The following is a 20934-nucleotide window of genomic DNA, read 5'->3' on the forward strand; positions in this document are numbered from 1 at the left end:
CCTCCCGCCTCACGATCGCGCTCATGCGAGCGCCTCGGAGCGCAGGCCGCGCGCGAGGTCCTCGAGCAGCCCGACCGTCAGCACGGGCACGCGCGCGAGCCTGCCGACCGACGGCGGCGCGAGGGCGTCGGCGCGCAGCACGATGGGGGCGACGTCGGGCGGCAGCAGGCCCGCGGCCTCGCGCAGCCGGCGCGGCGCAGCGGTGCTGCCGACGACGATCCACGCGACCGACGCCTGCGGCGACAGCGCGATCGACCGCACGACGTCGACGATGCCCAGCCTCCGGTCGGTCGCGAGGTCGGTGAGTCCGTCGAGCAGGCGGTCGCGCGTGCGAGCGTCGATCGCGGCGGGGTCGAGCCTGCCGCTCGCGGGGCTCTCGACCACGCGCACGCGACGCCGTTCGGCGATCGCGCCGGTCGCGATGGTCGCGACGATCTCGAGCGCGAGCTCGAAGTCGTCGGCGCCGTAGTCCTCGGGCGACGTCGACACGCACACGAGGGTGTCGCTGCGCTTCGACGGCTCGAACTGCCGCACGAGCAGCTGGCCCGTGCGGGCGGTCGACCTCCAGTGCACGTGTCGCGGCTCGTCGCCCGGGTGGTAGTCGCGCAGGCTGTGGAAGGCGACGTCGTCGGCGGTGAGCTCGGCGGCCGACTCGCCCTCGAGGTCGCGCACGAGACCGGCGGCGACGGCGGGGATGCGGGCGATGCGCGGGTGCACGACGAGCTCCGACGCGACCGTGAGCACGTGGGTGCGCTCGAGGATGCCGAACGGATCCGTGCGCAGCACCGTCGCGGGGCCCACGACGACACGGCCGCGCCTGCGGGTGTCGAGCACGAGCCGCTGCGACGACTCGTCGCCGGCGTCGAGCCGCGGCAGGTCGATGCGGTACGTCACGTCGCCCACGAGCACGTCGATCGCGCGCGGCGCGAAGATGCGGCCCGGCCGGCGCACGACGAGCGTCGCATGCGCGGGCTGCCCGACGGGCACGCGCTCGGCCGACAGCGCCAGCTGCACGTCGACGTCGCGCTGGCCGACGACCCACGGCAGCGCTGCGAGCACGAGCAGCGCCGCCGCCGATGCGGCGACGACGAGCTCGACCCAGCCGAGCGCGACGCCGACGGGGCCGCCCACGATCGCGACGCCCACGAGCGTCCAGCCCCATCCGGTGACGATCGCGGCCCTGCGCCGCAGCCGCTCGATCACGAGCCGTCGCGCCCTCGCGGCGGCGGCGTCGAGAGCATGAGCTGCTGCAGGATCGTCTCCTGCGTGATGCCGTCGAGCTCGGCCTCGGGCTCGAGCACGATGCGGTGCGCGAGCACGGGGATCACGAGGGCCTTCACGTCGTCGGGCGTCACGTAGTCGCGGCCGTCGAGCGCCGCGTACGCCCGCGCGGTGCGCACGAGCGACAGGGCGCCGCGCACGCTGACGCCGAGCCGCACCTCGCCCGACTGGCGCGTCGCATCCACGATGCGCGCGACGTAGTCGGCGACGGCGGCGTCGACGTGCACCGTCGCGACGACGCCGATGAGCTCGATGAGCCGCGCCGTGTCGACGACGGGCGCGAGCGAGCCGGGATCGATGGGCTCGGCGGAGCCCTCGAGGATGCGCAGGGTCGACGCGTGGTCGGGGTAGCCGATGGAGGTGCGCAGCGCGAAGCGGTCGAGCTGCGCCTCGGGCAGGCGGTACGTGCCCGACTGCTCGATGGGGTTCTGCGTCGCGACGACCATGAACGGCGTGGGCACGGCGTTGGGCTTGCCGTCGATCGTGACGCGACCCTCCTGCATGACCTCGAGCATCGCCGACTGCGTCTTGGGGCTCGCGCGGTTGATCTCGTCGGCGAGCACGACGTTCGCGAAGACCGGGCCCTCGTGGAAGGTGAAGCGACCGGTCGACTGATCCCAGATGCTCACGCCCGTGATGTCGCCGGGCAGCAGGTCGGGCGTGAACTGGATGCGCGACGCCGAGCCGTCGATGCAGGCGGCGAGCGCACGCGCGAGCGAGGTCTTGCCCGTGCCCGGGTTGTCCTCGACGAGCAGGTGGCCGCCCGAGAGCATGGCCGCGAGCGCGAGCCGCACAACGTGGCTCTTGCCGACGAGCACGGGCTCGATGGCCTCGGCCATGCGGTCGCCGAGCTCGCGGATGGCGGTCACGTCGTCGGTCATCTCGCTCCTAGATCTGGCAGCCGTAGGCGGGCGGGTTGGCGTGACGAACTGGGTCCGGTCCGATCAGCGCTGTCGAGGCTACCTCGCCGATGACGCGAACCTCTTGGACGCCGAACTCCACGGGCGTGCCCGGCTCGTACGCGACGGGATCGCTCCACTGGCTCCCCGTTCGGAACGAGACCAGCACCCGGTCCTCGAACGCCCCCGCATTGGCTGGCGCCACGAGCAGGAGCTCCTCGCCATAGCGGCACATCTGACCCTGCTGCATCGAGGCCGCAAGCGTCAGAGGCGTCCGGGTGCCGACGGTCGTCGCACTGCTGCACGTGAGCGAACCACCATTCGATGCGCACTGCCGAGCCTCGACCCGGTACTCCTGGCCGTAGGTGACGGCGACGGGGTCAGGAGTGAGGAACATCGGGGCAGCCGTCGTCGGCTGCGCGACGGCCGTCCATGCGCTCGTCAGCCCGGAGCCGACGACCCGCACCTGCATCTGGAGGCCCGACGCCGGGGCCGAGCTCGTCACGGCAAGGTCGAGCGCAGCTCGACCGCCGGCCTGGCTCGTCGTGATGCTCACGCTCGACGCCGCAGGCGCGTCGGGCACGCCGTAGACGACCTGGCTCGTCGACGACGAGCAGAACCAGCCGTTGTCGGCGATCACGACGACCTGCACGCGCGCGTTCGCGTCGACGCGCGCGGTGCCCGACGTGTCGGCGGAGCCGCCACCGCCGGGCGCGCACGTCGGCGGCTGCTGACCGGCGGGCACGGTCGTGATGCGGTAGCGCAGCGCCGCGCCGCCCGTCGAGGGGGCGGCCCACGTCACGGTGGCGCGCGCGGCCGCCTGGTCGTAGCCCGTCAGCAGCACCGTCGTCTGCCCGGGAGGGCCGACCGCCGTGAAGTCGAGGGGCGTCGAGTACCGCCAGGCGCCGTCGCCGACGCCGGCGTCGTTCGTCGCCGCCACGTCGACGCGGTACGCCTGACCTGCCTGCAGGCCCGACACCGTCGACTCGCGGGCGGAGGCGTCGAGGCGCTGCACGACGTCGACGCCGGGGCCCTGCACGCGCACGAGGTAGCCCGTGATGCCCGTCGCGCCCGCAGGCACCGTCGCCGCCTGCCAGCGCACGACCGTCGTGCCGGCCGTCGTCGTCGGCGACGTCGTCACGCCCGTCACCGGCGCCGGCAGGCGGTCGGCGTGCATGGGCTCGGAGGGCGACGACCGCTCGCTCTCGCCCACGGCGTTGCGGGCGACGACCTGCAGCCGCACGTCGAGGCCGACGGGCAGGTCGGTGATCGTGCACGTCGTCGCGGGGCCGCAGTCGTGCCGGTAGCCGTCGGGGCCGAGCAGCGTGTAGCCCGTGATGGGGCTGTTGCCGTCGCCGGGTGGCGTGATGCGCACGACGAGGCCGCCGTCGACGTGCACGTCGGTCGCCTGCTGCGGCGGCGCCGGCCGATCGGGCACGTCGTGCACGACGATCGTGAGGGTGCTCCAGACCGCACGGCGCGGATCCCCCGTCTCGTCGAGCACCTGGTACCGCACCGTCGTGGTGCCGACCTGCGCGAGGTCCGACGCCTGGATCGTGATGGTGCTCGAGCCGGGGTCGCGCTGCAGCGCCACCCCGAGCGGCACGCCCGACTGGTCGATGGCCGAGAGCACGAGCGGCGTCTCGGGGAACGGGTTCGTGGCCTCGTCGTTCGCGAGCACGTCGATGCTCGCCGAGCCGCCGCGGACGACCTCGAGCCTGTCGGGCTGCGGCTGCGCGAGCGGCCTCGTCGACGAGATCGTCGCGAGCCGCAGCGTGCCGGGCACGCCGTCGCCGTTCGGCCCCGACACCGAGACCTCGAGGTCGCCCACGTCGCCGACGGCCGCGCCGGTCGCCTCGACCGTGAGCACCGAGCCCGTGACGGATGCCGTGAAGCCGTCGGGCACGGGGCCGAGCGACCACGTGAAGTCGACGACGGCGGCCGGATCGGGTGCCGTCGTGATGCGCGTGAGGTCGAGCTGCCGCGACCCGCTCTGCTCGAGCTGCAGCGTCGTGCCGAGCACGCGGCCGGGCAGGCCCTCCCCCGGCTCGACCGTGATCGGCAGCACGATGGGCGCGACGCGGCCCTCGGGATCGTTCGGCGAGTCGCCGTCGGTGACCTCGAACGCGATGCTCGCGAAGCCGAAGAAGCCGGGCGCCGACGTGAAGCGCAGCGTCTGCGAGTCGACGACCGGCTGGCCGTCGTCGGAATGCTCGGCGCGCACGCTCGACGCATCCGTGAGCATCACCGGGTCGCCGTCGACCGCGACGACGTAGTCGTCGATGTCGATCTCGATGGTCTCGCCGGAGGCGACGACGATCGGCGGCGCGTCGGGTCGCAGCTGCGGCAGCGCATCCTCCGTGCCCGGCACGACGACGAGCGCCGACGCCGACGCGCCCGTGTCGGCGCGCGTCACCGTGTACGGCACGATGCGCGTCCGCGGCGCGACGTCGACGCGGATCGAGCCGTCGGCCGCGAGCGCGGCGCCGGCGACGTCGAGCGGCAGCGTGACCTCGAGCTCGTCGACGGCGCCGTCGGCGATCGTCACGGCATCCATGGGGTCGACCGCGATCTCCTCGCGATCGAGGATCGACGTCACGGGCACCCGCACGTCCTGCGCGCGCGGCGCGGGAGGCTCGGCGTCGGCGTCGACGACGACGCGCAGCCAGCCGACGGCCTGCGCGCCGCGCGACGACTCGATCGTCACGACGACGCCGAACTCGCCCTCGTCGGCGCCGGCGGTCACGAGCACCTCGCCGTCCTCGACGCGTGCCCCGATCGCGCCCTGCGCGTCGGCACCCACGACGTCGAGCGCGAGGCCGGCCGGATCGAGGTCGTTCGCGAGAACGTCGACCGTCTGCGTCGTGTCCGGCCGCATCGTGACGAGGTCGGGCTCGGCGACCGGCGGCGAGACGGCGCCGTCGGGTGCCGCGACGCCGATGCGCACCGTGCCCTGCGCCTGCGCGCCGAGGTCGTCGGCGACGACGTACGCGAGCGTCTCGGTGCCCGCCGAGTAGCCGCCGGCCTCGTAGCGCAGCGTGCCGCCGTCGACGATCGTGACGCTGCCGAGGCTCGCGGGCGTCGCGAGGCCCACGAGCGCGACGCCGTCGCCGTTGGGGTCGGCGGTCGTGAGGTCGATGGGGATGTCGACGGTCTCGCCCGCGACGACGCGCGCGTCGACCGTCGGCGGCGAGGGCGCGACGTTCGTCGCCGCGTCGGAGTCGGCGACGACGATGCGCACGGTCGCGAACGCGCTCTGCCCGTCGGGGCCGCGCACCTCGTACGTCACCGAGACCTCGCCGGGCTCGTCGGGGGCGACGAAGCGCAGCCGGTCGCCGTCGACGAACGCGAGCCCCGCGGCGGCCGGCTCGAGCAGCGTCGGCACGAGCGTCAGCTCGGCGCCGTCGGGATGCTCGTCGTTCGCGAGCACGGGCACGTCGACGGCGCCGCCCGGTCGCACGCGCACGGCGTCGTCGCGGGCGATGGGCGCCTGCATCGCGTCGTCGCGCTCGACGACGTCGATGGTGCCCTCCGCCGACGAGACGCCGTTCGCGATGCCGTAGCGCACGGTCGCGGCGTCGTCGAGCGGGCCGACGAGCTCGATGCGCACGCGATCCTGGTCGACGACGTCGACCCGCACGGCATCCGCGTCGGTGCGCGCACCGGTCACGACGAGCACGCCGCCGGCGGGGTCGACGTCGAGGTCGGCGACCGGCACCTCGATCGTGCCCCCCACGAGCACGCCGACCGCGTGCTGCGTCGGCTGCGGCGGCGTCGAGGCGTCGACGGCCGGCAGCGCCTGCACGCGCACCTGCCCCGTCGCGGTCTCGGCGCCGTCGCTCACGACGTACGTGAACGTCGTGGTGCCGACGGCGTCGGGCGTCACGGCGATGGTGTCGTCGACGTAGCTCGCCGAGACGATGCCGGCGGGGCCGTTGACGTTGTGCAGCGCGAGCGACGCGCCACCGCGGGCCGAGAGCAGCGGCTCGAGCGTCGTCGTCTGCCCCATGCGCGTCGTCGCCGTGACGGTGCCCGCGACGAGCGGCGGCGTCTCGACCGGCACGAGGCCGATGGTGCCGCGCACGGTCGTCGTGCCGTCGGAGACGGCGATCGCGAGGTCGCGCACCGTGCCGGCGCCGCCGTCGGTGATCTCGATGCGGCCGTCGGCGCGGAACCGCACGACGTCGCCGGCGTCGCTCGACGCCTCCACGAGCACGAGCGCGTCGCCGTCGGGGTCGATCCAGTGGTCGAACGCGTTCGCGACGACGGTCTCGCCCGGCGCGATCTCGAGCTGCACCGAGCGCTGCGGCGACGGCGGGTCGTCCTCCTCTGCCGTGCGCACCGTGACGGTTGCCGTCGCGACGTCCTCGCCGCCCGCGCCGTCAAAGATGCGGTACGTCAGCGCGACCTCGCCCGTCGCATCCGCGGGCAGCGCGAGGCGGATGCTGCGGCCGTCGGGCGCGATGGATGCGGCGGGATCGCCCTGCACGTCGACGACCGTGAGCACGTCGCCGTTCGGGTCGACGTCGTTCTCGAGCACGGGCAGCAGCACGACGCGGCCGGGGCGGGCGCCGAGCTCGTCGTCGTTCGCCGTCGGGGGCAGCTGCTCGGGGTCGTCGTCGCCCGCGCCCGGATCCTCGGGCTCCTCGCCGCCAGGCGCGACCTCGGGCGGCGTCGGCAGCGACCAGTCGTCGACGAGCGCGCCATCGCGCGTGATCGTCCACGCGTCGCCCGATGACGCGTCGGCGAGCACGACGGCGTCGCCGCGGGCCGCGAGCGCGAGCTGCGCGCCCGAGCCGACGCCCTGCAGGTCGAGCGCGACGTCGTCGGTGCCGCAGCCGCGCCACGCCATGCCCGACGACCACGCGCCGTACGCGCAGCCGTCGCGCACGAGCGGCCGCGACGGCGTGCCCGAGAGCCCCGAGACGACGTTCTCGACGGTCTCGACGCCGAGCTCGCGCGCCTCGATGCCCTGCTCGGTCGCGATGAGCACGCGACCGGATGCGGGCCCGGGCAGCTGCAGCGCCCCGCCCTGCGACGTCAGCCGCGTCTGCCATCCGTTGCTCGAGAGCACGTTCGACGTCGCATCGAGCAGCACCCAGCGCGAGCCGACGGCCGTGAGCTGCAGGCTCGGCTGGTCGGGCGACATCGGCGCCTCCGACGACGCCGTCGTCTCGCCCGTCGCGACGTCGATCTCGAGCACGCGCCCGAGGCCGGGCGACGCCGCGAACAGCACCGTCGAGGTGAGGGCGGCGACGGCGCCGCGTCCCAGCTGCACGACGGGCTCGCCCAGCTCCTCGCCGCCGCGCACGGCGTCGACGTCGGTCACCCACACGTCGCCGCTCGACGGCGACACGATCGACACGGCCGAGCCCGCGAGCTGCACGTCCGACCCGGCGGGCACGAGCACGGCGGGCCCGCGCTCGAGCGTCGACGGGTCGATCGCGCGCACGACGCTCGCCGCGCGATCCACCACGAGCACGCCGCCCGATCCCTGCACGACCTCGCTCGCGGCGCCGCCGGGCGCGACGATCGACTCGAGCTGGTCGGTCTGCGTGTTCACGACGCCCACGAGGTCGGCGGATGCGTTCGCCACCCACACGCTCGACGCGTCGAGCTGCGGGTCGAGCGCCGCGTTGCCCTGCCAGAGCGTCGCAGCGGTCACGACGGCGACGGCGAGCGCGCCTCCCAGCGCGATGCCCCCGATCCGCGTCGCTCGACTCACGGCACCTCCGCGCACGCCTCTGCGCCGTCGCCGGAGCGACCGTCGCGATTCACGGCCACCGTGACGCACAGCTCCTCGCCGCTCGCGCCCGACAGGCGGAAGGTCGTCGCGCGCTGGATCACGGCGTCGCCCGCCGCGGTCGTCACGAGGTACGAGTCGGCGTCGACGAGGCCAGGATCGGTCCACGTGAACGCGATGCCGCCGTCGACGGGCTCGGCGACGACCTCCTCCACGACGGGGATCGCGCCCTGGATCGTCGTGACGGCGACGGCGACGATCGCGACGGCGCCGAGCACGACGGCGGTCGCGGCGCCGACGAGCACCGACACGAGGCCCTTGCGGCTCGGCGGCGTCGCCGCCTGCGTCGACGACGAGATGTCGATCTGCTGCGCGCCGCGCATCGGCGCACGTCGCCGCGCAGCGCGCACGCGCACGGGCAGCTCGTCGGCCGGCTCCTCGACGCCCGTGTCGAGGTCGCGCGACCACGGGCGCTCCTGCAGGTCGATCGGCGTCACGGGCACGCCCATCTCCTCCTGCACCGCCTGCAGGTCCTCCACCATCGGCAGGATCGAGAGATACCGGTCGGCGGGGTCCTTCGCCAGCGCCTTCCGCACGATCGTCGCGAGCGTGCGGGGCGCGTCGACGTCGAACGGCTGGATGTCGTGGGCGAGGATGCGCGCCGACAGCTCGTCGGTGCCGTTGCGGCCGCCACGGATCTCCGCCGGGCTGCGCCCGGCGACGAGCGAGTACAGCGTCGCGCCGAACGACCACACCTCGCTCGCGATCGTGCCCGCCGTCTCGTCGCGCAGCACCTCGGGCGCCGACCACGGCACCGAGACGCCCGCGGCCTCGTGGTCGCCGAGGTGCATGTTCGCGGCGATGCCGAAGTCCGACAGCACGGGATGCCCGAACGCGGTCGTGAGGATGTTCGCGGGCTTGATGTCGCGGTGCAGCGTGCCCGCGCGGTGCGCGGTCTCGAGCGCGCCGCCGACGCGCACCATGATCTCGAGCGCCTCGTCGAGCTCGAGCGGGCGCTGGCGGAAGCGGTCGCCGATCTCGGTCGAGCACAGCTCCATCACGAGGTACGGGCGGCCGTCGCCCGAGACGCTCGCCGAGTAGACGGTGAGGATCGAGGGGTGCGCGCTCAGCCGCCCCATGAGGTTCACCTCGGAGCGGAAGGCGCTGCGCACGCGGTCGTCGACGAGGTCGGCGTGCATGACCTTCACCGCGACCGGGCGGCGCGGCAGGTTCTGCTCGTACAGGAAGACGTCGGCGAACCCGCCCTTGCCGAGGATGTGGACGTGCGTGAACCCAGGCAGCACCGGTGGTGACGACGGCAGCCTGGCGGCCACGATCAGTCCTCGCGCAGCGTCGCCCGTGGCACGGTGCGGTCGACGTCCTCGACCTCGGGCGCGCGCAGCACGTCGACGACGACGACGGTCACGTTGTCGCGCCCGCCGGAGTCGAGCGCGGCGTCGATGAGCGCCTCGCACGCGGCGAGCGGCTCCTCGTGCTCGCCGAGGATGCGCTCGATGTCGACGTCGTGCAGCTCCTTCGTGAGCCCGTCGGAGCACACGAGCAGCCGCAGCCTCGGCATGATCGGCAGCAGGAAGTAGTCGGGCACCGGGTCGGCGTTGAAGCCGACGGCGCGCGTGACGACGTTCGCCTCGGGGTGCGACTCGGCCTCGTCCTCCGCGAGCAGGCCCGCGTCGACGAGCTCCTGCACCACCGAGTGGTCGACGGTGATGCGCGTGAGGCGCTCGCCGAGCATCGCGTACGTGCGCGAGTCGCCGACGTTGAAGATCGCGAAGTACGGCTCGCCGTCGTGCTCGGCGAAGGCGCAGCCGGTGACGGTCGTGCCCGTGCCGGCGTCGGCATCGCCCGCGAGGCGGGCGATGTCGGCCGTGGCCTCGCGCAGCGCCTCGACGACGTCGGAGGGCTCGACGCGGTCGCGTCCGCCCAGCTCGCCGAGGCGCTCGACGACGACGCGGCTCGCGATGTCGCCGTGGCTGTGGCCGCCCATGCCGTCGGCGATGGCGAAGACGGGAGGCTGCGTGACGAGGCTGTCCTCGTTGTGCGCCCTGCGCAGGCCGACGTCGGTCGTGCCCGCCCAGCGCACCTGGAACGTCTGGCTCGCCGGCCCCTGGCCCGTGTGCTCGCCGACAGGCGCTCCGATGTGCGTCACACGCACCAGTCTCCCAGATGCGCGCCCCAGTCGCGCACGTCGAGCGCACGGCGCGCCCCACGACGAAATCCGTCATGCACATCGATGTCGAACGACGGAATCCCTTGCGGCGAGCCTCTCGATCGGTCAGGATCGCATGCATGTCCGATCGAAGGAACCCTGCGCTCGATGACGTGTCGAAGGCGATCATCGAGCGGCTCCAGCGCGACGGCCGCAGGTCGTACGCCGACATCGGTCGCGAGGTGGGCCTCAGCGAGGCCGCCGTGCGCCAGCGCGTGCAGCGCCTCACCGAGTCGGGCGTCATGCAGATCGTCGCCGTGACCGATCCGCTGCAGCTGGGCTTCCGCAGGCAGGCGATGGTCGGCATCCGCGTGCAGGGCGACACCGTGAAGGTGGCCGAGCGCCTCGCCGAGCTGCCGCAGATCGACTACGTCGTGATGACGGCTGGCACCTTCGACGTGATCGCCGAGGTCGTCTGCGAGGACGACGACGCGCTGATCGAGCTGCTGAACACCGAGGTGCGCACCATCGAGGGCGTCGCCGCGACCGAGACGTTCCTGTACATGCGACTGGTCGAGCAGCGCTACGACTGGGGCACCCGCTAGGAGGGCATGACGATGACCGAGCTCAACGACCTGCAGACCAAGGCCGCCGACCATCTCTGGATGCACTTCGCGCGCCAGTCGGCGCTCGAGGCCGGGCAGACGCCCATCATCGTGAAGGGCTCCGGCCACCACATCTACGACGACGCCGGCAAGGAGTACATCGACGGCCTCGCGGGGCTCTTCGTCGTCGCCGCCGGCCATGGGCGCGAGTCGCTCGCGGAGGCTGCGGCTCGGCAGGCGAAGGAGCTCGCGTTCTTCCCGCTGTGGTCGTACGCGCATCCGCCGGCCATCGAGCTCGCCGACCGCATCGCGTCGTACGCGCCCGGCTCGCTGAACCACGTCTTCTTCTCGTCGGGCGGCGGCGAGGCCGTCGAGTCGGCGTTCAAGCTCGCGAAGCAGTTCTGGAAGATCCAGGGCAAGCCCATGAAGCACAAGGTCATCTCGCGCGCCGTGGCGTACCACGGCACGCCGCAGGGCGCCCTGGCCATCACGGGCATCCCGTCGCTCAAGCAGATGTTCGAGCCGCTGGTGCCCGGTGGCTTCCGCGTGCCCAACACGAACCGGTACCGCGCCGAGGAGTCGGGCTTCACGGGCACGACCGACGAGGAGTTCGGCATCTGGGCCGCCGACCGCATCGAGGAGATGATCCTCTTCGAGGGTGCCGACACCGTCGCCGCCGTCTTCCTCGAGCCCGTGCAGAACGCCGGCGGCTGCTTCCCGCCCCCGCCCGGCTACTTCCAGCGCGTGCGCGAGATCTGCGACCGCCACGACGTGCTGCTCGTGAGCGACGAGGTCATCTGCGCCTTCGGCCGCATCGGCCACATGTTCGCGTGCGACGCCTACGGCTACGAGCCCGACATGATCACGTTCGCGAAGGCCGTCACGAGCGGGTACGCGCCGCTCGGCGGCACCGTCGTGAACGACCGCGTCTACGAGCCGTTCCGGCAGGGCGACGCCATGTTCAGCCACGGCTACACGTTCGGCGGCCACCCGGTGTCGACGGCCGTCGCGAACGCGAACCTCGACCTGTTCGAGGACGAGGGCCTGCTCGAGCGCGTGCGCACGAACTCGCCGCTGTTCCGTGCGTCCCTCGAGTCGCTGCTCGACCTCGACATCGTCGGCGACGTGCGCGGCGACGGCTACTTCTTCGGCATCGAGCTCGTGAAGGACAAGGGCACGAAGGAGTCGTTCGACGGCCCCGAGTCCGAGCGCCTGCTGCGCGGCTTCCTGTCGAAGGAGCTGTGGGAGGCGGGGCTGTACTGCCGCGCCGACGACCGCGGCGACCCCGTCATCCAGCTGTCGCCACCGCTCACGATCGGCGAGCCCGAGTTCGCGGAGATCACGGGCATCCTGCGCGACGTGCTCACGCGGGCGCAGGCGCAGCTCTAGCCCGTGCTGACGAGACCCGAGCTGCACGGCACGGTCGGCGCCGTCGCGTCGACCCACTGGCTCGCCTCGAGCGCCGGCATGGCCGTGCTCGAGCGCGGCGGCAACGCGGCCGATGCTGCGGTCGCCGCCGGCTTCGTGCTCCACGTCGTCGAGCCGCACCTCAACGGACCCGGCGGCGACCTGCCGGCGATCGTGCACGTGCCCGGCTCCGAGCCGCGCGTGCTGAGCGGTCAGGGCCCGACCGGCGCTGGCGCGACGATCGCGGCGCATCGCGCGCTCGGCGTCGACCACGTGCCCGGCACGGGTCTGCTCGCCGCCGTCGTGCCCGGCGCCGTGCCCGCGTGGCTCACGCTGCTGCGCGACCTCGGCACGTGGTCGGTCGCCGACGTGCTGGCGTTCGCGATCGACCTCGCCGAGCGCGGGCACCATGTGCTGCCGCGCGTCGCCGCGACGATCGGCGCGAGCGCCGAGCGCTTCCGCAGCGAGTGGCCGACGTCGGCGGCGCTGTGGCTCGCCGACGGCGTGCCCGAGCCGTGGCAGCGCATCCGCAACCCCCTCCTCGCGCAGACGTACCGCAGGCTCGCGGATGCGGGCGCCGGGCTCGGCCGCGACGCCGCGTGCGATGCGGCGATCGCGGCGTGGAGCGAGGGCTTCGTCGCCGAGGCGATCGACGCGCACGTGCGCGTGCCGGTCGTCGACGCGACGGGCGACGCGCACCCCGGGCTGCTGCGCGGCGAGGACATGGCCGCGTGGCGGCCGACGTGGGAGGCCCCGCTGGGCCTCGACTGGCGCGGTCGCCGCGTGCTGAAGTGCGGCGCGTGGACGCAGGGGCCCGCGCTGCTCGCGCAGCTCGGCATCCTCGAGCCGCTGCTGCCGACGCGCGCCGACCGCTTCGACGCCGACCTCGTGCACCTCGCGACCGAGGCGGCGAAGCTCGCGTTCGCTGACCGCGACGCGTGGTTCGGCGACGGCGCCGACCTCACGGGCCTGCTCGACGAGCCGTACCTCGCCGAGCGTCGTGCGCTCATCGGCAGCGAGGCGTCGCTCGAGCTGCGCCCCGGCGCGCTGCACGGTGCGCCGCGGTTCCCGGTCGTGCAGGTCGAGGGCGCCGAGCGCGCCGCCGGCGCGGGTGAGCCGACGCGCGGCGACACGTGCCACCTCGACGTCGTCGACGCCGACGGCATGGTCATCTCGGCGACGCCGAGCGGCGGCTGGCTGCAGTCGAGCCCTGCGATCGAGGGCCTGGGCTTCTGCCTCGGCACGCGCGCGCAGATGCTGTGGCTCGAGGAGGGCCTCGCGACGTCGATGGCGCCGGGCATCCGCCCGCGCACGACCCTCTCCCCGTCGATGGCGCTGCACGACGACGGCACGGTCGCGGCGTTCGGCACCCCCGGCGGCGACCAGCAGGACTCGTGGCAGCTGTCGATGCTGCTCGGCATGGGCGTGCTCGGCCTCGGCCCGCAAGCGGCGATCGACGCGCCCGCGTGGCACACGACGCACCTCGTGTCGTCGTTCGACCCGCGCGTGTGGGAGCCGGGCGGCCTGCACGTGGAGTCGCGCCTCGGTGCCGACGTCATCGACGAGCTGCGCCGCCGCGGGCACCGCGTGACCGACGTCGGCGAGTGGAGCCTCGGCAGGCTGAGCCTCGCGAGCCGCTCCCCCGACGGCACCGTGCGCGCCGCGGCGAACCCCCGCGGCGAGCAGGGCTACGCCGTCGTGCGCTGAGCGCGTCACGACACGGCGGCGCGCTCGGCGGCCACCCACTCGGGCAGCATGCCCGCGTGCAGCACCGTGGCCATGAGCAGCGCCATGCCGAGCTCGGGGTCGTCGCGCAGCGAGGCCTCGACGCAGGCCGCCGCCGTGCCGGATCGCCCCAGCAGCCAGTGCAGCGACGCGAGCATGACGAGCGGGGCGGCGCGCATGCCCGTCGGCGCGACGGCGACGACGTGCTCGAGCAGCCCCACGCCGCGCTCGACGCGGTCACGATCCGGCGCGGGGCCGACCCCGAGCATGCGGTCGGCACCGGCCGCCGATCCCCCGGTGCGCTGCAGCGCGTGCGCCTCGACGCCCGCGGCGATGCCGTCGAGCAGCTGGCACGTCGTCGCGTCGCGGATGGCAGGACGCTGCACGAGCGCGAGCACCGTCGCCGCCTGCTCGGGCGACAGCACCGCGGCCTGCAGCGCGAGCTCGACGGGCACGACGGGGTCGTCGAGCGCCGCGCGCATCGCCCCGGACGTCACGATCGCGTCGAGCGCGTCAGCGACGGCGGCGCACCGCGAGGGCGACGCGGGCTCGGGCACCCGCGGCGCGGGCGTCGGCGCGAGGAACGGCAGGCCCTCGGTGACCTCGAGCTCGGCGAGCGGGCCCCTCGCCGCCTGCGGCTGCGCGTAGTCGCCCCACGCATCCGCCGACTGGCACAGGCGAGCACGCACGGGCACGCGGGCGCGGCGGCACGCGGCGACGAGCGCACGCACGAGCGCGCGGTGCGGCAGGGCACCCGCGCCCACGATGCGGTCGGTCACGACCGCGATGGCGACGCCGTCGGGCTCGGCATCGAGCACCGACCCCACGACGTCGTCGGCCCACGGCACGAGCGCGCCGCGCGGCAGCACGGGGATGTCGCAGCGCAGCGCCATGCCCGTGCGCGATCCGTGGAACGGCACGACGAGGATCGAGCGGGCGATGGCTGGGCCCGCGAGGTGCGGGAGGGCGAGCAGGAGCTGCTGGGGCGACGAGGCGCGGACGATCTGCATGCCCGGGAGCATGCGCGGCGCCGCCGACGGTCACGCGCGCCGCAGACGCGACCTGTGGATCGCGACGTTCGAGCGAGCGTCGTGGAGCCTCGACTCCCCCGCGCTCGCGGGACGCGCTACGAGAAGAGGTCGGAGATCGCGGCGACGACGTCGGCGCCCATGCGCGCCTCGCCAGCGGCGACGTTCTGCGCGATCTGCTCGGGCTTCGTGGCGCCGGCGATGACCGAGACGACCGGCTCCTGCGCGAGCAGCCACGCGAACGTCGCCTCGAGCATCGTGAGGCCCGCGTCGCGCGCGACGCGGTCGTACTCCTCGAGCAGCGTCCAGTCGACGCCCTCGAGCAGCTGCGGCTTGATGCGCGTGAGCCTGCCGTCGTGCGGCTGCTCGGTGCGCGTGTACTTGCCCGAGAGCAGGCCGTTGTACAGCGGGAAGTACGGCAGGAAGCCCAGCCCCGCCTCGCGTGCGGCGGGCAGCACGTCGGCCTCGACGCCGCGCGCCAGCAGGCTGTACTCGTCCTGCGCCGTCACGAAGCCGTTCGGCGACTGCACGGCGGCGGCCTCGCGGATCTGCTCGCCCGACAGGTTCGAGTGCCCGTACGCGCGGATCTTGCCGGCCTCCACGAGCTCGTCGAGCGCGTCGATCGTCGTCGCGATGGGCGTCTCGGGGTCGGGCGTGTGCAGCTGGTACAGGTCGATCCAGTCGGTCTGCAGGCGCGTGAGCGACGCGTCGACCGCGTTGCGGATGTAGCGGCGCTCGCCCTTCGGGCCCCAGTCCTCGCTGCCGGGGATCGGGAAGTCCTGGTGGCCCCACTTCGTGGCGAGCACGACCTGGTCGCGCTTGCCCTTCAGTGCGTTGCCGAGCAGCCGCTCGCTCGTCGTCGGCGGCACGCCGTACATGTCGGCGGTGTCGAGCAGCGTGATGCCGTGGTCGACGGCCGCGTGGATGAGGCGGTCGGTGCCCGCCTGCTCCTCGGTCGCGGTGCCGGGCCGGCCGAGGTTGTTGAGGCCGAGGCCGACCGGGCTGACGACGATGGCACTGGTTCCGAGGGTTCGGCGCATCTCATCAGCCTAGGCGCGTCTCGCCGGTGGCAGTCGCGCTCTCAGCGAAGCGGGATCAGCCGAGCCCCGCGGCCGTCGCCGTGAGCTCGAGCCGGTCGTCGGCGATCGCGCGCAGGCGGATGCCCCGATCGGCCGCCCACGCCGCGAGGCCGTGGGCGCCGCTCGCCGCGAGCCCCGCCTCCGCCATGCGCCGCACGAGCGCGCCCTTGGCGTGCTTGTTCCAGTGGTTGAGCGCCGCGCCGTCCTCGCCCACGACGTCGACGGCGATCGCGCCGGGCACCGGGGCCACGTGGACGTACGCCTTCGAGCGCAGGTCCACGACCGTCTCGTCGGCGAGCAGGGCTCCGGCATCCGACCACGCGCCGCGCAGCGGACCCTTGAGGTCGCTCGACGAGCACCGGTACGACGGGATGCGGTCGCTCGCGCGCACGAACCCCCACAGGGCCGAGCCGATGAGCACGTGATGGTCGACCCACGCGCGCGCCGAGGGGTCGAGCGACGCGGCGCCGAGGCCGTCGTACAGCACGCCCTCGTAGCGCTCGATCGCCGGCATCGTCGGCGACGAGCGCAGCACGCGATCGTCGTCGATCCAGCGCTGGCGCGCCGGCGTCGCAGCGGGCGGCGCCGCGACGGCCTTCGCGATCGTGACGTCGAGGACGCGCTCGCGCGTGGACGACAGGGGCGGGAACGCCAGTGCGCCGAGGTCCAGCATGGACCCCGGCGCACCGCCCGCCGCCTTCGTCTCGGAAGGGGGCAGGATGACGATCACGCGAGCTGTGCGTGCCTGGCGACGATCTCGACCCGGTCGTGGTCGACCGACAGGAAGCCGTCCGCGGCGTCGACCGCGATGGGGGCTCCGTCGATCGGCGTCACGCGCACCTGCCCCTCGGCGAGCACGGCCAGCACGGGCTCATGACCCGAGAGGATGCCGATCTCGCCCTCGACCGTGCGTGCGGAGACCTGGCTCGCATCGCCCGACCAGACCTCGGCCTCGGCGGAGACGATGCTGACGGCGAGTGCCATCAGCCGTTCTCCTTCTGGATCTGCGCCCACTTCTCCTCGACGTCCGTGATGGCGCCGACGTTGAAGAAGGCCTGCTCGGACACGTGGTCGAACTCGCCCTTGGCGATCGCGTCGAACGACTCGATCGTGTCCTTGAGCGGCACCGTGGAGCCCTCGACGCCCGTGAACTTCTTCGCCATGTACGTGTTCTGCGAGAGGAACTGCTCGATGCGACGTGCACGCGACACGACGATCTTGTCCTCCTCGGAGAGCTCGTCGACGCCGAGGATCGCGATGATCTCCTGCAGCTCCTTGTTCTTCTGCAGGATCTGCTTCACGGTCGTGGCGACGCGGTAGTGGTCCTCGCCGATGTAGCGCGGGTCGAGGATGCGGCTCGTCGACGTGAGCGGGTCGACGGCCGGGTAGAGGCCCTTCGACGCGATCGCACGGCTCAGCTCCGTCGTCGCGTCGAGGTGCGCGAACGTCGTGGCGGGGGCCGGGTCGGTGTAGTCGTCAGCGGGCACGTAGATGGCCTGCAGCGACGTGATCGAGTGACCGCGCGTCGAGGTGATGCGCTCCTGGAGGAGGCCCATCTCGTCGGCGAGGTTCGGCTGGTAGCCCACGGCCGAGGGCATGCGGCCGAGCAGCGTCGACACCTCGGAGCCCGCCTGCGTGAAGCGGAAGATGTTGTCGATGAAGAGCAGCACGTCCTGCTTCTGCACGTCGCGGAAGTACTCCGCCATCGTGAGGGCCGACAGGGCGACGCGCAGACGCGTGCCCGGCGGCTCGTCCATCTGGCCGAAGACGAGGGCGGTCTTGTCGAAGACGCCCGCCTCCTCCATCTCGTGGATGAGGTCGTTGCCCTCACGCGTGCGCTCGCCGACGCCCGCGAACACCGACACGCCACCGTGGTCCTGCGCGACGCGCTGGATCATCTCCTGGATGAGGACGGTCTTGCCGACGCCCGCACCGCCGAAGAGGCCGATCTTGCCACCCTGCACGTACGGCGTGAGGAGGTCGATGACCTTGATGCCGGTCTCGAAGAGCTGCGTCTTCGACTCGAGCTGGTCGAACGCGGGCGCCTTGCGGTGGATGGGCCACCGCTCGGTGACCTCGATCGTCTCGCCCTCGGCGAGGTTCAGGGCCTCGCCGATGACGTTGAAGACCTTGCCCTTGGTGACGTCGCCGACGGGCACCGTGATGGGCTCGCCGGTGTCGCGCACCTCCTGGCCGCGGACGAGGCCGTCGGTCGGCTTGAGGGCGATGGCGCGCACGAGGTCGTCGCCGAGGTGCTGCGCGACCTCGAGCGTGATCGTCTGCGTCTCGGTGCCCTCGCCGAACGACACGTCGGTCTTCAGCGCGCTGTAGATGCCGGGGATGGCGTCATGCGGGAACTCGATGTCGACGACCGGGCCCGTGACGCGCGCGATGCGGCCGACGGCTGCCTGCGTGGCTGCTGCTTCCGTGATGGTCATGCTTCCAGGTGCCTTTCGTGGCTTACTTCGCCGAGCCGAGGGCGTCCGCGCCGCCCACGATCTCGGAGATCTGCTGCGTGATCTCTGCCTGACGCGCGTTGTTGCGGAGGCGCGTGTAGTCGGTGATGAGCGTGTCCGCGTTGTCGGATGCCGACTTCATCGCCTTCTGCGTCGCGGCCTGCTTCGAGGCTGCGGACTGCAGGAGGGCGTTGAAGATGCGGCTCTCGACGTAGACGGGCAGGAGCGCGTCGAGCACGCGGCCCGGCTCCGGCTCGAACTCGTAGAGCGGGAAGTGCTCGCCGTCGGTCGCGTCGTCGGCTGCGTCGACGATCTCGAGGGGCAGCAGACGCACGGTCTGCGGCTCCTGCGTCATCATGCTGACGAAGCGGTTGTAGACGACGTGGATCTCGTCGACGCCACCGTCTGCCGAGCCCTTGACGTACGACTCGATGACGGCGTCGGCGATCTCCTTGGCCAGGTCGGCCGTGGGCACGTCGGTCTCGCCCGTCCAGTCGCGCACCGCGGCACGGCGACGGAACTGGAAGTACTGCACCGCCTTGCGGCCGACCAGGTAGTGCTCGACCTCCTTGCCCTGCGCCTCGAGCTGCGCGCGCAGCTCGCCGGCCTCGCGGAGGATCTGCGAGTTGAACGCGCCGGCGAGGCCGCGGTCGCTCGTGAGGACCACGATCGCGCTGCGGCGGATCTCGTCGCGCTCGAGCGTGAGGTCGTGGACCTCGTTCGAGTACGTCGCGACCGCGCTCACGGCACGCGTGATCGCGCGTGCGTACGGCGAGGAGGCCTCGACCCGCGCCAGCGCCTTCTGGATGCGCGACGCGGCGATGAGCTCCATCGCCTTCGTGATCTTCTTGGTCGTCTGCGCAGACTTGATCTTCTGCGTGTAGACCCTGAGCTGGGCTCCCATGAGGCTTAGCGCTTGCCCTTCACGATCTGCGCCTGGTTGACGTCCTCGAGCGGCATCTGCTCGGAGGAGTCGTCGCCCAGGATCGAGTCGGACTCGTCGGCGACGAAGCCGGCGGCGAACGCGTCGACCTCGGACTCGAGCGTCTTCAGCGTCTCGTCGTCCAGCACGTTCGTGTCGCGCAGCGTCGTGAGCACGGTGGAGTTGCGACGCAGGTGGTCGAGCAGCTCTGCCTCGAAGCGCAGCACCTCGCTCACGGGCACGTCGTCCATCTTGCCGTTCGTGCCCGCCCAGATCGAGACGACCTGCTCCTCGACCGGGTACGGCGAGTACTGCGGCTGCTTCAGCAGCTCGGTGAGGCGTGCGCCTCGAGCGAGCTGACGACGCGACGCGGCGTCGAGGTCGGATGCGAACATCGCGAACGCCTCGAGCGAGCGGTACTGGGCGAGCTCGAGCTTGAGCGTGCCGGAGACCTTCTTGATCGACTTGACCTGCGCGTCGCCACCGACTCGCGAGACCGAGATGCCGACGTCGACCGCGGGACGCTGGTTGGCGTTGAAGAGGTCGGACTGCAGGAAGATCTGGCCGTCGGTGATCGAGATCACGTTGGTCGGGATGTACGCCGAGACGTCGTTGGCCTTCGTCTCGATGATGGGCAGACCCGTCATCGAGCCGGCGCCGAGGGCGTCGGAGAGCTTGGCGCAGCGCTCGAGCAGACGGGAGTGCAGGTAGAAGACGTCGCCGGGGTATGCCTCGCGGCCCGGCGGGCGGCGCAGCAGCAGCGACACGGCGCGGTAGGCCTCGGCCTGCTTCGACAGGTCGTCGAAGATGATCAGGACGTGCTTGCCCTCGTACATCCAGTGCTGGCCGATGGCCGAGCCGGTGTACGGCGCGAGGTACTTGAAGCCGGCGGGGTCCGACGCGGGAGCGGCGACGATCGTCGTGTACTCCATGGCGCCGGCCTCCTCGAGCGCACCCTTGACGGAGGCGATCGTGGAGCCCTTCTGGCCGACGGCGACGTAGATGCAGCGGACCTGCTTCGAGACGTCGCCCGACTCCCAGTTGGCCTTCTGGTTGATGATCGTGTCGATCGCGATCGCCGTCTTGCCGGTCTGGCGGTCGCCGATGATCAGCTGACGCTGACCACGGCCGACGGGGATCATGGCGTCGATCGCCTTGATGCCGGTCTGCATGGGCTCGTGGACCGACTTGCGGTCCATGACGCCTGCAGCCTGCAGCTCGAGCGCACGACGACCGGTCGACGCGATGTCGCCGAGGCCGTCGATCGGGGCGCCGAGCGGGTCGACGACGCGACCGAGGTAGCCGTCGCCGACGGGGACCGAGAGGACCTCGCCGGTGCGGGTGACCTCGAGGCCCTCGACGATGCCGCCGAACTCGCCGAGCACGACGACGCCGATCTCGGTCTCGTCGAGGTTCTGGGCGAGGCCGAGCGTGCCGTCCGCGAAGCGGACGAGCTCGTTGGCCATGACGCCGGGAAGGCCCTCGACGTGGGCGATGCCGTCGGCGGCGTCGGTGACGCGACCGACCTCGCTCGTCGACGACGCCTTGGCCTCGTACGAGGCCACGAAGTCGCTCAGCGCACCCTTGATGTCATCGGGGCTGATGGTGATCTCTGCCATTGC

General features: G+C 72.8%; 15 protein-coding genes. 3 read left to right on the forward strand and 12 right to left on the reverse strand.

The window, feature by feature from the left end; translation table 11 throughout:
• Positions 1-21: 21 nt before the first annotated feature.
• Genes BLQ67_RS02585 through BLQ67_RS16575 form a run of 5 tightly spaced genes read right to left on the reverse strand, consistent with a single transcriptional unit; the run spans position 22 to position 10090 of the window.
• A complete protein-coding gene (locus BLQ67_RS02585) occupies positions 22-1203 on the reverse strand; it encodes a DUF58 domain-containing protein (RefSeq protein ID WP_092502176.1) in 1182 nt (393 codons plus the stop codon).
• Positions 1200-2162, reverse strand: a complete 963-nt coding sequence (locus BLQ67_RS02590; RefSeq protein WP_092502178.1) for an AAA family ATPase — start codon at positions 2160-2162, stop codon at positions 1200-1202. Before BLQ67_RS02590 ends, BLQ67_RS02585 begins: the two co-directional genes overlap by 4 nt.
• A gap of 7 nt (positions 2163-2169) precedes the next feature.
• Complete coding sequence (locus BLQ67_RS02595) at positions 2170-7905, reverse strand: Ig-like domain-containing protein (protein ID WP_157674630.1); 5736 nt, start codon at positions 7903-7905, stop codon at positions 2170-2172.
• On the reverse strand, positions 7902-9257 hold the full coding sequence (locus tag BLQ67_RS16570; protein WP_092502181.1) for a serine/threonine-protein kinase: 1356 nt from the start codon (positions 9255-9257) through the stop codon (positions 7902-7904). The genes BLQ67_RS02595 and BLQ67_RS16570 overlap by 4 nt, the downstream gene beginning before the upstream one ends.
• Before the next feature lie 2 nt (positions 9258-9259).
• Positions 9260-10090 carry a PP2C family protein-serine/threonine phosphatase gene (locus BLQ67_RS16575; RefSeq protein WP_092502183.1) on the reverse strand — a complete coding sequence of 277 codons (831 nt, stop codon included), beginning with the start codon at positions 10088-10090 and terminating at the stop codon, positions 9260-9262.
• A 140-nt stretch (positions 10091-10230) separates the two neighbouring features.
• Between BLQ67_RS16575 and BLQ67_RS02610 the strand changes: the two genes are divergently transcribed.
• The 3 genes from BLQ67_RS02610 (at position 10231) to BLQ67_RS02620 (ending at position 13809) form a co-directional block, all read left to right on the forward strand.
• A complete protein-coding gene (locus BLQ67_RS02610; RefSeq protein ID WP_092502185.1) occupies positions 10231-10695 on the forward strand; it encodes an Lrp/AsnC family transcriptional regulator in 465 nt (154 codons plus the stop codon).
• Positions 10696-10701: 6 nt separating this feature from the next.
• Positions 10702-12084: an aspartate aminotransferase family protein gene (locus BLQ67_RS02615; protein ID WP_092502186.1), complete on the forward strand. Its 1383-nt coding sequence runs from the start codon at positions 10702-10704 to the stop codon at positions 12082-12084.
• A 78-nt stretch (positions 12085-12162) separates the two neighbouring features.
• Positions 12163-13809 carry a gamma-glutamyltransferase family protein gene (locus tag BLQ67_RS02620; RefSeq protein ID WP_092506738.1) on the forward strand — a complete coding sequence of 549 codons (1647 nt, stop codon included), beginning with the start codon at positions 12163-12165 and terminating at the stop codon, positions 13807-13809.
• A 5-nt stretch (positions 13810-13814) separates the two neighbouring features.
• On the opposite strand, the gene BLQ67_RS02625 is transcribed toward BLQ67_RS02620, so the two are convergent.
• The 7 genes from BLQ67_RS02625 to atpA all read right to left on the reverse strand — a co-directional run bounded on the left by BLQ67_RS02625 (position 13815) and on the right by atpA (position 20931).
• Positions 13815-14837 (reverse strand): DUF4192 family protein, encoded by a 1023-nt coding sequence (locus tag BLQ67_RS02625; RefSeq protein ID WP_157674631.1) that lies wholly within the window; start codon positions 14835-14837, stop codon positions 13815-13817.
• 116 nt (positions 14838-14953) lie between these two features.
• Complete coding sequence (locus BLQ67_RS02630) at positions 14954-15895, reverse strand: aldo/keto reductase (RefSeq protein ID WP_092502190.1); 942 nt, start codon at positions 15893-15895, stop codon at positions 14954-14956.
• Positions 15896-15950: 55 nt separating this feature from the next.
• The gene (locus BLQ67_RS02635; RefSeq protein WP_157674632.1) at positions 15951-16607 is read right to left on the reverse strand and encodes a YaaA family protein; all 657 of its coding nucleotides are present in this window, start codon (positions 16605-16607) and stop codon (positions 15951-15953) included.
• A 53-nt stretch (positions 16608-16660) separates the two neighbouring features.
• Positions 16661-16918 (reverse strand): F0F1 ATP synthase subunit epsilon, encoded by a 258-nt coding sequence (locus BLQ67_RS02640; RefSeq protein WP_092502193.1) that lies wholly within the window; start codon positions 16916-16918, stop codon positions 16661-16663.
• The gene (gene atpD / locus BLQ67_RS02645) at positions 16918-18372 is read right to left on the reverse strand and encodes a F0F1 ATP synthase subunit beta (protein WP_092502195.1); all 1455 of its coding nucleotides are present in this window, start codon (positions 18370-18372) and stop codon (positions 16918-16920) included. The genes BLQ67_RS02640 and atpD overlap by 1 nt, the downstream gene beginning before the upstream one ends.
• Before the next feature lie 22 nt (positions 18373-18394).
• Positions 18395-19294 (reverse strand): F0F1 ATP synthase subunit gamma, encoded by a 900-nt coding sequence (locus BLQ67_RS02650; protein WP_092502197.1) that lies wholly within the window; start codon positions 19292-19294, stop codon positions 18395-18397.
• 5 nt (positions 19295-19299) lie between these two features.
• Entirely contained in the window at positions 19300-20931 is a 1632-nt protein-coding gene (gene atpA, locus BLQ67_RS02655; RefSeq protein WP_092502199.1) for a F0F1 ATP synthase subunit alpha, read from the reverse strand.
• Between the last annotated feature and the right edge of the window lie 3 nt (positions 20932-20934).

Source organism: Agrococcus jejuensis (assembly GCF_900099705.1).
GTDB lineage: Bacteria > Actinomycetota > Actinomycetes > Actinomycetales > Microbacteriaceae > Agrococcus > Agrococcus jejuensis.